We start from the raw sequence: 15,699 nt of genomic DNA, 5'->3' as shown, positions 1-15,699 counted from the left end.
CGCAGAATTGTTAAAGTAAACTACACAATATATTCAAAAATACGAATATTTTATGACTGTAAGCATGGTCGACTTATGTAATATTGCGTAAATGTTTCGATACTTCGTGTATATTCCTGTATTTATCCTTCAACGGCCAAACCATTGAGTGGCAAATATTCGATCGGGCAAGTTACGTTGTCATCAAATGTTACAATTTCAAAGTTATCATGATTAGATAGTATCTCACGTACCAGCAAATTATTTAGAGCATGACCAGACTTATATGCATTAAAACGACCTAAAATAGGATAACCTATCAGATATAAATCGCCCAATGCGTCTAAAATTTTATGACGGACAAACTCATCATTGAAACGCAGGCCTTCTTCGTTAAGTACGCTCATATCATCGATGACAATGGCATTGTCCATACTGCCGCCTAGCGCCAAGTTGTTTTGACGCAACGCTTCGATATCACGTAAAAACCCAAATGTACGAGCCGAGCTGAGCTGCTCGATGAAGTTTTGGGTCGAGAACTGCAATTGGGCGTGCTGAAAGTCTTTGTCGATAGCAGGATGATCAAAGTCAATCTCAAAGTTTAATTCAAACCCCTCATAAGGGCGTAACTCCGCCCATTTATCATCGACTTTTACTCGTACAGGTCGCACAATCTTAATGAATTTTTTGGGTGCTTCTTGCTCACAAAATCCCGCCTCCAGCAGTAAGGCGACAAAAGGCGCGGCACTGCCATCCATAATCGGTATCTCTGATGCCGACACGCGAATCAATAAATTATCAATACCCAGTCCAGCAATCGCACTAAGTAAATGCTCTACCGTACCCACGCGCGTACCTCCAAAGACCAGATTGGAGGACATCATGGTATCTTGTACCAAAAAGGCACTGGCTGGAATCGGTTGGCTGCCGGCGATGTCTGAGCGCTCGAAAACAATACCTGTATCGACTGGCTGCGGATGAAACGCTAAGTCAACAGGCTGACCACTATGGAGACCAGTACCTGTAACGGCTATCGCTGTTTTTATGGTTCTTTGGTTCATGGCTGTCTTCTCACATATTTTGTTACAATTGCCATAGTGTACCATTACCCGCCCCTATTTCGCTATAGTTAAAAGTAGCTAATTTACTTATCTCCTTGATTGATAACACTTATCACTGATTTTTTGCCGTTATCTATGGTCTGTTTTTTCTCTTATATCCGTGCCTGTATCTCAAAATCTGTCATACTTTTTAACACTTAAAGCAGGCTTGTAAACTACAGCAGACACAAAAAAACCAGCAATGTATGCTGGCCTTTTTTTCTATATCTTATATGACAGACAAAATCTGTATGACAAACTACTTGTTTTGCTGACGCTTTAGATAGTCTTGAATACTGTTGGTTTTGGTCTTAGGCTGCTCTTGTATGGTGTTTGTGCGAGTAGTATGGTCTTGATACATTTGCGCTTGTGACTGCTTTTGACTGTTTAACGCACTGGTATGTACGTTAGGATCAACTGGCTGAGTACTGTTTACAGACGGTACTGGCTGCTCTTTCACTTCCGGCTCTTTGCCAGCGTTTTCGTCTAAAGTAAGACCGGTTGCGATGACAGTAACATGCAAATCATCGCCCATTTTTTCATCGATCACAGAGCCGTAGAAAATATGCGCGTCATCGATGTCTGTGATTTCTTCGACGATTTCACTGATTTTGCTCATCTCATCGAGTGATAACGACTCAGAGGAGATAACGTTGACCAACAGGCCTTTGGCGTTTTCTAGGCGTAAATCATCAAGTAGTGGCGATCTGATGGCTTTTTCTGTGGCTTGACGAGCACGATCATCACCGCTGGCGCGGCCAATTCCCATCATAGCGTGACCTTTGGCTGTCATCGCGGTGCGAATATCGTTAAAGTCAATATTAATCATACCTTCGCTGGCGATGGTCTCAGCGATACCTTGAACCGCATGCAATAATACGTCATCGGCTTTTTTAAAGGCATCCTGCATTGAGATGTTGCCATAGACACTCATCAGCTTGTCGTTTGGAATGGTAATAATAGAGTCTACAAAATTGGTCAGCTGCTCGATACCTGCCTTTGCCGCTTTGATGCGTTTACCACCTTCAAATTTAAATGGCGTGGTCACCACAGCAACTGTCAGCACTTCCATCTCTTTTGCGATACGAGCCACCACTGGCGCGGCACCCGTACCCGTACCACCACCCATTCCAGCGGTAATAAACACCATATCTGAATGCTCAAGCAAGCCGCGGATAGCCTCTTCTTCGCTCTCTGCTGCCTCGCGGCCTACTTCTGGGTTGGCACCAGCACCTAGCCCGCGGTTGGTCTTTGCGCCCAGCTGCAGTTTATGCGGCGCTGTCAGACGGTCAAGTGCTTGTTTATCCGTATTGGCACAGACGAAGGTTACACCTCTAATCCCTTGTTGTACCATATGTTCAACCGCATTACCGCCGCCGCCACCCACACCGAATACTGTGAAGCTTGCTTGGCCGTTATTTTGAAGCTGGTTATCATCTGGCATGGTGTATTTTAACATAAGAAAGATTCTCCAGTTGCAGATAGCGTAGTGGTCGATACGTAGTAACGCACTCATGTGGCGCGCTATCGATATACTATATATAAATGTATTTAAATAAAATAGGGTAAATGGCCCAAATAGTTTGGCTAAGACGAAATATTTCGTCTTAGCACGGTATTTACTGCTTAATCTATTGTTTGTCGGTCTCGCTCTTGCCTCACCCCTCTATAAGCCTATATCAGAGTGTCTCGACTAAAAGCATGGCCCAACAGTAACAGCGGCACTTAGCAGCGTCATAGTATCTTTTTTAAGACATTGGCAAAACGCTGGCCTGCGCTCTGAAAAACGCCCGTGACGCGGCTTTTTTTGATGGCTTCAGGCTCGCTTTTTTCACTGCGGCGGAACTGCTCACTTTGACTATATAGTAGTGTACCAAATGCCGTCTGATAAGCGCGATCATTCACTTGGATATTGAGCTGTCTAAACGCTTCGTCATTATCAAAATGATTGTGTGCGCTGATTGCAGGATGAGTATTGGTCAGCACCACCGGCATTTTTAGCAGCTTTTTGGTAAAGGGTATCATGCCTTTGATGGCCGTACCGCCGCCTGTGAGCACGATGCCTTTATCAATATAGCCGATTAGATCAGCCTCATGCAATTGACGCGCCACTTCGGTAAATATCTGTATATAGCGCGCTTCAATAATACGTGCCAGATTATAGGTACCGATATTGATCTCGTCATTCGAGCCTTGTGGCTTAAAAAGAAAAAACGAGCTGGGATCGACGCTATTGACATCGACGGTACCATACGTTTTTTTGAGCTTTTCTGCCTCAATCATCGAGATGCCAAAATCTGCTGAAATGTCCATCGTTACCTCATGGCTACCCGTGGCGATACAGTGGGTAAAAATCAGCTTGTTTTCTTTATAGACACAAATACTGGTCGTACTAGCGCCAATATCCACCAAGCAAACCCCTTGCTGGCGCTCATCGCTCATTAAGCTATACTCAGCACTAGTCACCGCATCAAACACAATATGATCGATGCCGACATCACAGCTTTGCAAAAGTTTTTGGATATTTTGGCGACTAGAAACCGGCATCATCATCATGTGATACATCACGGTGATGTTGTGCGCCATCATCTCAATGGCATCATCGACCATAAAGTCTTGCTCATCGACATAGATACCCTGCTGGCAGCAATGCATCAGATAATAATCTGGCGACAAATCGCGGGATTTGGCATTGGATAGGGCTTGCACCATGTCTTTGGCACGGACCACTTCGTCTTCAACTCGCACCTCACCTGCACTGTTGCTACTGAGGAGCTCTGGCGTGGCAAGCGTAAGCCACACACTATGCACGCGGCAATTGGCCGTGTCTTCGGCTTCTTGAATGGCTTGTTTGATGGCGCCTTGTAGACGTTCGCGGTGTTTGATTTGCCCTTGATAAAAATCGCTGTTTTTAACTTGTCCCACGCCCAGTATGCGAATGTCTGTTGCAGAGACGACATTGCCTATCACGACATATACTGCCGTGGCGCTTAGATGGACAACAACCAGATTTTCAGTATTTTTCATGGTACCAGACAAATTATCGCTAAACAGGAGAGCAGATGACGTCTCCATTAAATCATTAAAACCATCGCTATATTCTTTGTAGTAAATAAACAACTTTTACTAAATAAACAGCATCTATCTATCGGTGCGCTATGACTGGCTGTTTATCAGGTTTGTGCATGACCCCTCATGCTTATCTTTCTGAGCCGGCTTTTATCATTTTTTACTCAGCATCACCACCGATTATGATGAGCGTGCTGGTGGCGCGCTGATATCCCAAGAGATGGTAAAGCCGTTTTTGTAACGCAAGTCCACTGACTGTATCTCATCGCGGCGATCGCTTAATTGATTGGCCAATAATTGACTCAGATTAAGCAGTTTTTGCGCCGTATTTTCGTTATCAACAATCACTCGCAATCCATTATCGAAACGAATCAGCCACGTCATTCTGGGTGATAAGATGATGTCCTCGACCTGTATACCTAGCGGCGCATACCAGTCGTTGACTTGCTGCATCTGCTGCATGATGACTGGCGCTTGTGATATCTCACCTTGCAGCGTTGCAAACCCCTCTTGCGCCAGATCTTTGCTATCAGCAGGCACAAAAACCGCGCCTTTTGCATCGACCAGTCGCTCTGTACCAAAGTTTGCAATCGCTTGTTTGGGCAGTGCCGTCACCACGATACCGCGTTGCCAATCGCGTGAGACACTCACTTGATCGACCCACGCCAGCCCAGTTGCGATGTCTCTGAGCGCTTGCAAATCAGAGGTAAAAAAACTACTGACTTTTTGCTGATTCATCACTTGACTGAGCGAACGATACTGCGTCACGGTCAAGCCCTGATTGCTCACATGAATAGCAGCTGGCGGGGCATCTCGCAGCGCCTTGCCGCCCATCAGTAGTATCAGTACCAACAAACCTAGTACCAAGACCATAAATAAGTATCTAACCGAAGTCGGCACTTGAAAACTAGAGGTCGGGCGACGGGTTTTATCACTCATCAAGTCAGTTGCCTCGTTGACGGTTTGAGCCATAACGACCTTTTTCCCTATATTTGCATAGATTGCTCATGCTGTTTGTTGATATTAATTTTCTCATCGATGTTGCAAACCGTTTGAGTGCAAACCGTGTAAATAGTAGGTTAGCAAATACTTGGGAGAAAACGACATTTATAGTGCGGTCATGCTCTGTTAAATGTAACATTTTTCTTACTTTATGAACGACTTATGACAGCTGCTCATAAAAAACACAAATATCACCAAAACAACCTAATAATTACAATATTAACGTATTTTGTGGTCAAACAATAGCCTAACCCCAAAGAGTGACTATGAATTTACACAAGTTTACATGAAGCTATGATATAGCAGCGCTAGCGATACATTATCCGTTTTCAAACCATGCTGGTTTCCGGATAAAACAGCTTTTGCTAACCTTCACTACACAGTCTGAGATAAAATATGCCAGCACAGCGCGTCAAAATCCATACCGTGCGCTTTTGCGGCCATCGGCACCAAGCTATGACTGGTCATCCCAGGTACTGTGTTGATTTCTAGCAGCCAAAAGTTGCCCGCCTCATCCTGCATGGCATCGATGCGGCCCCAGCCTTTGGCATCGACGGCACGGAACGCGGCAAGGCTCAGCTCTTGTAAATGCTTTTCGTCCGCGGCACTTAAACCGCAAGGGATATAGTAGCTGGTATCGTTGCGATTATATTTGGCTTCAAAGTCGTAAAAATTGGTGATATCGGCAGGCTCAAGGCGAATCACAGGGTAGGCCTCGTCATCGATGATCACGATGGTAAACTCACGGCCAGTAATCCAGCGCTCTGCCATGACCGCGTCACCGCACTGCACGGCTGTTGCATAGGCGGCCGGTAGCTCATCGAGATTGTTGACTTTGGTCATGCCAATGCTTGAACCTTCATGCACCGGTTTGATAATGAGCGGCAAACCCAGCATATTGACCACTTGCTGCCAATCGGTGTCGGCTGTCAATAATGAGAACGGCGCGGTTGATAAGCCGCACCCTTGCCATAACTGCTTGGTGCGTACTTTATCCATACCCAGTGCCGAGGCCAAAATACCTGAGCCTGTCTGCGGAATATCGAACCATTGCAGCACGCCTTGTAGCAAGCCGTCTTCGCCGCCGCGACCATGCAAAACATTAAACACGCGATCATACTGACGCAGCTCGGTGATGTCTTGGTGCTTAGGATCAAAATGGGTGGCATCAACGCCTTGGTTTTGCAAAGCCTGTAATACAGCAGCCCCGCTGTCTAGTGACACGCTGCGCTCATTGCTACTGCCACCATAAACAACGGCTACTTTACCAAATTCACTGGCATTTTTAACTTTAGAGGTCACCGCTTTTGATGACTGCTCTTTGGTTGATTGCTTGTTTTCCATACTGCTCTTCCCTGCTTGTGCCGCTGCTGCGATGACTGGCTCTGGGTTGATGATAATGGTTTTATCCTCAGTGATAGGCTCATCTTGTTTTAGCGTCTCTGCCAGTCTGTCTAGAGTGTCTTGCTGAGTTTGTATCGTCATGAGGATAATTCCTAAAAGTCTTTTAGCTTACTGGATATAAAGGTTGTTTGCGGCCAAGTCGATAGCAATCTGCCCAACATTACCAGCGCCTTGGGTGATTAGCATGTCATTGGCCTTTAATAAACGCTGCATAGCAGGGGCCAGATTGTCCTTATCGATAATCGTCGGCTCGACCTCACCGCGCAGACGGATACTGCGTGCTAAGGATTTGGTATCAGCACCAGCAATCGGATTTTCGCCTGCAGAGTAAACCTCTAATAACAACAACTCATCGACGCTTGAGAGCACTTCGACAAACTCATCATAGCAGTCACGCGTGCGGGTATAACGGTGCGGCTGAAACAGCATCACCAAGCGGCGATCCGGAAAGCTTTGGCGCGCCGCTTTAATCGTCGCATCGACTTCTTTTGGATGATGGCCATAGTCATCAATGAGTAACACATCACCCTCATCGACAGCCACAGCGGCGTGCTGCTCAAAGCGGCGACCAACGCCTTCAAACTTTTGCAAAGCGCGAGTAATCGCCTCGTCATCGACGCCTTCATCGGTCGCCATGGTGATAGCGGCCAGCGCATTGTAGACGTTATGGATGCCAGGGATGTTTAAGGTAAGACGCAGCGGCTCGCGGTCGCGGCGCAATACAGTAAAATGCGTCTTGGTGCCTTCACTCACCACATCGATCGCTTGCACATCATTAAAAGGCTCAAACCCAAAGGTCAATACTGGACGGCCAATATCGTCAATCATCGCATACAGCTCAGGATCATCACCGCAAACCACGGCCAAACCATAAAAAGGCATGTTTTGTAAAAACTGAATATAAGCTGCTTTGAGCTTATCAAAGCTGTTTTCGTAAGTGTCCATATGGTCTTGATCGATATTGGTCACAATCGCTGCCATCGGATGCAAGGACAAAAACGACGCATCTGACTCATCGGCCTCGGCCACCAAATAACGACTGCTACCGAGCGCGGCGTTTTTGCCAGACGCATTGAGTTTACCGCCGATGACGTAGGTTGGGTCTAGCTGCGCCTCTGCCATCATGGTGGTCAATAAGCTGGTGGTGGTGGTCTTGCCATGTGCACCCGCAACCGCGATACCATGACGATAACGCATCAGCTCGCCCAACATATCAGCACGGCGAACCACAGGCAGGCGCGCTTTTAATGCTGCTTTGACCTCAGGATTGCTCCGATCAATCGCGGAGGACACAACGATGACATCGGCGTTGGCGATGTTTTTAGAGTCATGCCCAATCGATATATCGATACCTATCTGCTGTAAGCGGCGCGTCACCACACTGTCAGCAATATCAGAGCCGCTGACCTGATAGCCTTGATTGTTCATCACCTCTGCAATACCGCACATCCCCGAGCCGCCAATACCGACAAAATGCAGATGTTGAATACGGCGCATTTCTGGTATTTCGATCAAACGCTTGGGTAGAGATTTTTCAGAGGTAGACATAAGAGATTCTCTTGGTTAAAGGCAAATAAAATAGGGTGAGTCAAAATAACTGATTAAGACAATCAGCCTCAACGCCTGTCGCTGACAACGATAGAAACTATAACGTTTGCCAAATGATATCAGCAACCTGCTTGCTGGCATGGCGATTGGCAAGCGCGTGGCCTTTTTTGGCCATCTCCAAACACGTCGCGCGATCCAGTGCCGCCAGCTCTTGGCTCAAGCGCTGCGCGGTCAGCTCAGACTGCGGCAATAAAATCGCAGCACCGTGGTCAGTTAACGTGCGGGCATTGGCGGTTTGATGGTCATCCACCGCGTGTGGCAATGGCACAAAAATCGCCGCAATACCGACGTTTTGAATCTCAGTGACCGTCAAAGCGCCGGCACGGCATACAATAACATCTGCCCAATTATAGGCGGCAGCCATATCATCGATAAAAGGCTGTACCACAAACGTGTGCTGGCTCAAATCCTCATGATCGTAGGCCGCTTGCGTCGTTTGTTCATTATTACGGCCGCATTGATGACGCACATCAAACGGCTGATCTAATAGCGCCAAAGCCTTGGGTACATTGGTGTTGAGCGCCTGTGCACCCAGCGATCCGCCTACTACTAATAGCTTTAGGGGCGTGCTGTCGTGGATATCATAGCGCTCAGTAGGCTTTGCGACGCCCGTAATGGCGTTGCGCACAGGGTTGCCCACCGTCTCAAGCTTAGCATCCTGCTGGCTATTGGCAAACGTATCTTCAAACGCTTGTAGCACCTTGGTCGCCATCTTAGACAAATAGCGATTGCTCATACCAGCGATGGCGTTTTGCTCATGAATGATCAGTGGGGTTTTGGTCAAACGCGCTGCAATACCGCCAGGCGCAGTGACATAGCCTCCAAAACCCACCACCATATCGATCTGATTGCTACGAATCACTTTGATAGCCACTATCGTCGCCGAGAGCAGGGTCACCGGCAGCTTTAAGAGACGGCCAACGCCCTTGCCACGCAGACCCTGCATATCGATTGCATGAAAGCGGTAGCCTGTCGGCTCGACCAAACGGTTTTCCATACCAGCGGGCGTGCCCAGCCAATGAATCACCGCGCCGCGTTTGCTCAGCTCTTCACTAACGGCCAGTGCCGGAAACACGTGACCACCCGTCCCAGCAGCCATCATTAGTATATGCGGTGTTTTCATGAACCCCTGCCTATCTTTTTTGTATTTATATGAAGCACTTATTGTCCTATCGTGGTCATGGCCCACCGTCCAAAACGAGCCGCCGAAAGCTGGCATAGTATAGTGTAAATTATGGGCTGATATATAGTACTTTATGCACAGTTCATAACAAAAATCCAAGCCATGAAAAATCACGGCTTGGGCGTTATTAGCATGTGCTTAGAGGCGCATTTTTCGGCCCCATCTTAGCACAAGGTTTTTTTTCTCATTGTGCACATACTTTAGTAATAAATTACGCTATCGTTACTGCTTTGTTTAGGGCGTATCCTCAATTCAATCGATAGCCATCTAAATGGGCTAAAAATGGCCAAATTTTGCCAACCATCGTCAAATAGCTGGCTAATACCTCGATATTATCTGCGCTATTTTCCTTGTTTGGCGGCAATTTATCTCATTTTTATCACCATTTTTAAAATGAGGATACGCCCTAATGAGCGCGCTTGTGCTCGATTGCGATAATCAAATCTGTAGCAATATCGGTGCCACACTGGTCATCAATCTCGCGTACACAAGTCGGACTGGTAACGTTAATCTCTGTGATACGGCCGCCGATCAAATCAAGCCCGACAAACATAAGACCTTTTTCTTTGACGATGGGCGCGACGACCTCTGCCACTTGACGCTCTATATCGGTGAGCGGCATCGCCACCCCACTACCACCGGCCGCAAGATTGCCACGCGTTTCGCCTTTGACTGGAATACGTGCCAAGCTATAATCGACCACCACTCCATCGACGATAAGCACACGCTTATCGCCCTCGGCGATCTCAGGTAAGTAGCGCTGCGCCATGATCGGCAAGGTCTCAAGCTCGGTCAAAACCTCTAACGTCACCCCGATATTTGGGCTGTCAGCGGTCAGTCGAAAAATACCGGTGCCGCCCATGCCGTCTAAGGGTTTGACGATGACGTCTTGTTGCTCGGCGATAAACTGGCGAATGTGTGCCTGTTTGCTGGTCACAATCGTCGGACTCATATAGTCGCTAAACCAAGTGGCAAACAGCTTTTCATTACAGTCGCGAATCGCTTGTGGGTCATTGACCACTAACACGCCTGCCGCTTTGGCATGATCTAGCATATAGGTGGCATAAATGAAACGCATGTCAAACGGTGGATCTTTACGCATCAAAACCACATCATAATCACTGATCGCGCCTGTGGCCTTGTCGCCCAAGCTATAAAAATCTGCCGGATCACGTTTGACGGTCACAGGCTGGGTATCGGCCATCAACTGACCGCGATCCAGCCACAGATCATGAATCTGACAATAGCCAAGCGTATGACCACGGTCTTGAGCCGCCCACATCATCGCCAAGCTGGTGTCCTTTTTATAATTGACCTGCTCGATAGGGTCCATGATGACCAGTATGTGTAAGGATTTTTTTTGATTTTCTTGGCTCATAATAATACTCATTTATATTAGATGGTTTAGGCGCGCTGATATATAGCCGATATGTACACTAGCAACCACAGAGCAGCAGCCACTATAACGATAATGACCAACTATACACCGTACTGGGCGCGGTAATGCTGCATTTTTGCAAGTTGGGTGGCGTCTTTGTACTGGCCGTTTGCCGCTGCCAAATAGCTGATCAGATCGTCGATATCGACCAATGCTCGTACTGGTACGTTTAGCGTCGCGGCCAGCTCTTGGATAGCAGAGTGCTCACCTTGGCCTTTTTCTTTTCGATCAAGCGCCACGATAATACCTGCCACGCTGGCGCCCGCTTGCTCGAGTATCTCGACCACTTCACGCATCGCTGTGCCAGCCGTAATCACATCATCGAGCACCCAGACCGCCTTACCGCTGACATCTGCACCCACCAAGTTACCGCCCTCGCCATGTGTTTTGGCTTCTTTGCGGTTATAGCCCCATTTGGCGTTGATACCGTGATGCTGCCACAACGCTTGCGCGGTGGCAGCAACAAAGGGAATGCCTTTATAAGCCGCACCAAAGATGACCAGCTCTTGCATGTCCGCCTCGTCACTTTTGGTCATTTGTGCCGCCAAAGCATCTGCATAGCCGCGTGCCAGCAGAGACAACATCTCACCTGTCGCCAGCAAGCCTGCATTAAAAAAATAGGGGCTGATACGACCAGACTTTAGGACAAACTCGCCAAACTTAAGCACTTGGTTATCAAGCGCCAGCTGAATAAATTGATGAGAAGAAAAAGAGGCGGTTTGAGCGTCAGCAGTTGCGGCATTTAGCATGAAATATTCCTATTGGCAAAAAAAGGCAAAAAAGTGGCGTTATTGTACGCATTATTGATCAGCTTGACCAACCGTTGATGGCATAATCCTGCATATTGGGATAACGCATCAATAAGCCATTACGCGATGAGAGGTTAAAGTAACAGTGACCGTCATGGCTGACTTGTATGTCCCAGCCCAAATAGTAGGCGGCGACCACGACATGCCCTGCAAATACTCGAATTTGCCGATAAACATGGCGCTGCGCAGGCTCACAGATCACCTGACTGAGCAAATAGCTGCGTACGTACTGGCACACTTGCGCCGCACTATAGCGGTGATTGATGCTTTTACGCGTCTGGCACTGCTTTAGCGCATGAACCGCCGCGCTGCACGCCATGATGTCAGTGGCCAAGCTGCCTTCACCCGTTTCAAACTGCTGCGGCTGCAAGATCACCTGCCAGTCATCAGCATAGGCATCGCTTAGTAACTCGTCAGGATTATAGCGTTTGATAAGGGCGTACAGGGAGGCGGTAGAGGCTTTGGTCTTCTCAGGCAAGCCTGCGCTTGTTTGGTGAGTTTTTACCGAGCGATCAGTAGGCGCAAAACCATAACGATGAAGCGCTGGATACGCGCGCATGGCCTGATGGATATCGGCCATATCCAACAATATCATGTCACCGAGCGGCGATAGTAGCGGCTGTTCGCTGTGGTTTTGATAAAAGCTGTCAGGCAACTCGACAAGCTTTGCTGCCTGTAATAGCGCCAAATGCTCAGCCAACGCCTCAGAGGCAATCAGCGCCCATTTCGATAAACTGCTTGTACAAGGCTGATAGAACCGTTTAGAGTTGCCGTAAAGCCGGCGCAGCTGACCGTTTAGCCGCCGCGCTGGCTCTGGAATATCACTCAGCGGCCGCGCAGGATCGAGCGGCGCTTGGTTTGGATCAAAATTAGGGTGCACGATGGCAGGCTGCTGACTATCAGGCAACGTAGAGGAGCGCTCAGCATTGCCTTCTGCCAGCATGTCGCTTGCTGCGCGCTTTGCAGTAGATAAGCGGCTCTCAGAAGTAGAAGGCTGGGTCATGAAATCTCCATCAATGATAAAAAACGATAAGCGCGAAATAAGGACCGGCTGTGCTGTATCGGTTTTAGAATAACTGAACGATAGGGTTGACGATAGATGGCTATTTTACGCTTGATGGCGCAAAATATCACGGTAACCTACTTGCCAGTCAGGATAGTCAAGCCACGCTAATGGTATATTGCTGTGCAGACGCTTGCCCGTGACGGCGGTTTTTTCGTCCGCTATCGCTGGCGGCGCTTCTCCCACTTGCGCACTGAGCCAAACATCAAGCTCCAAGGTGGTGACTGGCGCATAATCCGTCGCAATATAAAGCGGCTTTGGCGCAGCAATGGTCAAGACATTGACGATGATATTGACCAGATCGCTATCCATAATACGATTGCTCCAGTGGGCAGCGGCGACGGGCTTTTTTTGCGGATCGCGGGCTTGACGCAGGCGCATCAGACGCTCGTGCCCATAGATACCACTCGGGCGAATGACAATGGCGCGATCACCAAAGCCTTGCTGCAGTACCTTTTCTGCTTGCAAGATAATTTGCGAGGCTTCGCGCTCAGGCAGGGTCGGAACCGTCTCTTCGTCTATCCACTCGCCACCATCCTGCCCATAAACGCCCGTTGACGAAATAAACACAACGCGCGTCAGATGTGGTAGTTGCTCGGCCAGCGCGGCTACATGCTGAGCAATCGCCAAATAGCTGTTTTGATAACCGCTGGCTGAATAGTCATCCGGCGTGACGATAATCGCCAAATGGGTAAAGTCCTGCAGCTCATCAGCGCGCAAGCGCAAGGCATCTGCTTGCATAAAGCTTGCTTGATCATTTAAATCATAGTGCTCGCGGGTGCGGCGAGCAAGACCGGTGACTGACAAACCGTCCTGCGCCAGTTTATTGGCCACGGGCAGTCCGATGTCGCCTTGTCCGATAATCAGTAGGTGCATACTCATTTTATATCCTTAAAAATAGCGTCGGTATGACAGCTGTATATTGTCATTGGCATCGATACGCTCCTGCCACTCATAGCTGGCATTGATGCGCACTGCTTGATTTTTATCGATATCGTACTGTAGGCCGACGCTTGAGATTGGCTGCCAATAATGACTGCGAGCGTCTGGGTCGTCACTGCTGCCATGATACCAATATGGCAATTGTAATTGGGCCTGCGCGCGTAACTGATTGTTAATCTGATAGTCACAGCCTGTATTGACCCCAGCACCGATACGAAAGCCTTTATGGATGCCGCGGCCTGCTTGCCCCTTCCCTGACAATAGGGCGTAGCATAGCTGCGGCGGCATCTCACCGCTGCCAGCTTTTGGGCTGCCGAGCGCCCACGACCAGCCCGTCTCATAGCCGGCGCTACCGACCAAGTGATCACGCCCTGATGGTTGCGAGCCATCATTTACGCGGGTCGCCTCGACACTGGCGCCCCAGGTTTTGCCTTGCTTGGCGGTATTGACAGGATTAAAAGAGCGACCTCGTAGTATTGTAAAATTTTCTAAAACCACACGATCTGGCTCATGGTCTTTATTACTGTCTGTTTCATAAAAACGCACGGTCGCAGCCAGTGCCTCTAGATTAAAAAACTGCGGAAATCCTGAAGCGCGATCCAAGGTATCATGGAATCCCAAACGCAATCCCACATCAAGGTAGCCATTATCACCGCGCTGACCTGCGCCAATCTGAGCCACTTGTAATGGATGTCTATCGATTGGGTTGTTGTCCGAGGCAATAATGCCATGATCTATGATGGTCTTTTTATCGCCAGCTGAGATACTCGATGCCACATTGCGCGCGGCTGATTGAATATTACTCGCGTCATCATTGGTGAGGTTTTGATAGCCCAGTGCGGCCGCCTTGGCATTATTTAGCTCGGCTTGACGCACGGTACTGTCAGATGGGGTATAGCGGGCATCTGCCAATAAAGATTCCTCATCAAGCAGCTTGACCACATCGGAGGGGATGACCACATAAGGCAGCTGGCTGAGCAAATCTTGCTCGGGGCGCACCACATCGATCAGACGCAAAATCTCAGAGGCGCAGTTATCCGTGGTAAAATAATAAGGAATCTCTAAATCCTTAGTTTCCCACACATGCAGGATGATTTGCTGCACCTCTGCAGGTGTCAAATCCAACTGATACGTCCACGCATCACGCTCATCGTCTTTGAGATATTTGGTTAGCTTTTCGGGATAAGGGTCGATCTCAATTCTATTATTATAACCGCCGCTGGTGGCTTTAATGGCATAAACAGCGAACGCATCGTCAGGGTCGCCATCGACGGTGTCATTGAGGGCGTAAGCATGGTGAATCTGACTGGGGTCAGCAGCGCTGATCGGTGAGTCGATACGTAGCAGGGTATGGGCGAACGCGGAGATTGGATTGTCCAAGTACTCCTCAGCAAACATAATGGATAGCTGCTCGGGGTTTAGCATCGCCATCCACTCTGTCAGCTCAGGGCAGTTCGCTTGCAAGCTTGAGCTATCAATGCCTAGCCTCTGAGTGAGCCAGTGTGTGCGCGCAGGAAACCGGCAAATAGCGGACTGTGCATCGCTGCTGGGTTTAGACTCAGGCGGTGCGACCATCTGCTCGGCCAAGGCCACTAGCAGCGCATCCAGCTCAGCGCCAGCGTCGTGCTGGCCGTCAGTGCTGAGAAAAAACGCAGGACTATCGATAAGGCTTTTGGACGCGTCTTTATTAAAGAGTGATTTTTTATCATCCAAAAAATACAACAATCGCCGCCAAGTGGTATGCTCAGCCAGACTGTGCGCTTGCACCTGCTGACGCCAGGTGGCTAATAATTGCTCGGCTTCGCTATTTTGACTATGCAAGGTGCCATCAGTCTGCGGCGTTAGGCTCCGGCTAATATCAGCCGTGGTGATTGGCGCAGCCGCCAGCTCGCCTGTCATCACCAAAGACGCAGGCGTCGGCAACACAGCCTGCACTTGCGCTGAGAGTAGCAGCGCTGCCACTGCAAAAGGCAAACGTGCACGCACGCAGCACGCTCGCAGGCGAGTAGCGCTTGAGGTACAATTTACAGAAAAAATCGGCTTTGTAGACATGAGGAAACTCTCGCCCGTTATCATATGAATCATATGAGTGAATATAAATC

At 48.7% G+C, this 15,699-nt stretch carries 12 protein-coding genes; all 12 read right to left on the bottom strand.

The annotated features are described in order from the left end of the window. Positions 1 to 122 precede the first annotated feature (122 nt). The gene (gene lpxC, locus JFC05_RS00805; RefSeq protein ID WP_075100744.1) at positions 123 to 1,040 is read right to left on the bottom strand and encodes a UDP-3-O-acyl-N-acetylglucosamine deacetylase; all 918 of its coding nucleotides are present in this window, start codon (positions 1,038 to 1,040) and stop codon (positions 123 to 125) included. 298 nt (positions 1,041 to 1,338) lie between these two features. Next, positions 1,339 to 2,538, bottom strand: coding sequence for a cell division protein FtsZ (gene ftsZ, locus JFC05_RS00800; protein WP_198335355.1), 1,200 nt, complete (start codon positions 2,536 to 2,538; stop codon positions 1,339 to 1,341). Positions 2,539 to 2,813: 275 nt separating this feature from the next. Beyond that, positions 2,814 to 4,106 carry a cell division protein FtsA gene (gene ftsA, locus JFC05_RS00795; RefSeq protein WP_198335354.1) on the bottom strand — a complete coding sequence of 431 codons (1,293 nt, stop codon included), beginning with the start codon at positions 4,104 to 4,106 and terminating at the stop codon, positions 2,814 to 2,816. A gap of 222 nt (positions 4,107 to 4,328) precedes the next feature. Beyond that, positions 4,329 to 5,120, bottom strand: a complete 792-nt coding sequence (locus tag JFC05_RS00790) for a cell division protein FtsQ/DivIB (protein WP_075100450.1) — start codon at positions 5,118 to 5,120, stop codon at positions 4,329 to 4,331. Positions 5,121 to 5,525: 405 nt separating this feature from the next. Continuing rightward, positions 5,526 to 6,494: a D-alanine--D-alanine ligase gene (locus tag JFC05_RS00785; RefSeq protein ID WP_227697353.1), complete on the bottom strand. Its 969-nt coding sequence runs from the start codon at positions 6,492 to 6,494 to the stop codon at positions 5,526 to 5,528. A gap of 168 nt (positions 6,495 to 6,662) precedes the next feature. Continuing rightward, positions 6,663 to 8,102, bottom strand: coding sequence for a UDP-N-acetylmuramate--L-alanine ligase (gene murC, locus JFC05_RS00780; RefSeq protein WP_198335353.1), 1,440 nt, complete (start codon positions 8,100 to 8,102; stop codon positions 6,663 to 6,665). Positions 8,103 to 8,199: 97 nt separating this feature from the next. Beyond that, positions 8,200 to 9,285: an undecaprenyldiphospho-muramoylpentapeptide beta-N-acetylglucosaminyltransferase gene (gene murG, locus JFC05_RS00775; protein WP_198335352.1), complete on the bottom strand. Its 1,086-nt coding sequence runs from the start codon at positions 9,283 to 9,285 to the stop codon at positions 8,200 to 8,202. Between the two features lie 466 nt (positions 9,286 to 9,751). Continuing rightward, a complete protein-coding gene (gene gshB / locus JFC05_RS00770) occupies positions 9,752 to 10,723 on the bottom strand; it encodes a glutathione synthase (protein WP_198335351.1) in 972 nt (323 codons plus the stop codon). 101 nt (positions 10,724 to 10,824) lie between these two features. Next, positions 10,825 to 11,532, bottom strand: a complete 708-nt coding sequence (pyrE, locus tag JFC05_RS00765; protein ID WP_075100446.1) for an orotate phosphoribosyltransferase — start codon at positions 11,530 to 11,532, stop codon at positions 10,825 to 10,827. Positions 11,533 to 11,590: 58 nt separating this feature from the next. Further along, a complete protein-coding gene (locus tag JFC05_RS00760; RefSeq protein WP_198335350.1) occupies positions 11,591 to 12,595 on the bottom strand; it encodes a hypothetical protein in 1,005 nt (334 codons plus the stop codon). 105 nt (positions 12,596 to 12,700) lie between these two features. Then, a complete protein-coding gene (locus JFC05_RS00755; protein WP_198335349.1) occupies positions 12,701 to 13,537 on the bottom strand; it encodes an SDR family oxidoreductase in 837 nt (278 codons plus the stop codon). 9 nt (positions 13,538 to 13,546) lie between these two features. After that, a complete protein-coding gene (locus tag JFC05_RS00750) occupies positions 13,547 to 15,649 on the bottom strand; it encodes an Lnb N-terminal periplasmic domain-containing protein (protein ID WP_227697335.1) in 2,103 nt (700 codons plus the stop codon). Between the last annotated feature and the right edge of the window lie 50 nt (positions 15,650 to 15,699).

It is taken from the genome of Psychrobacter celer, assembly GCF_016107555.1.
Classification (GTDB): domain Bacteria; phylum Pseudomonadota; class Gammaproteobacteria; order Pseudomonadales; family Moraxellaceae; genus Psychrobacter; species Psychrobacter celer.
This window is presented reverse-complemented; position numbering and strand designations above follow the sequence as displayed.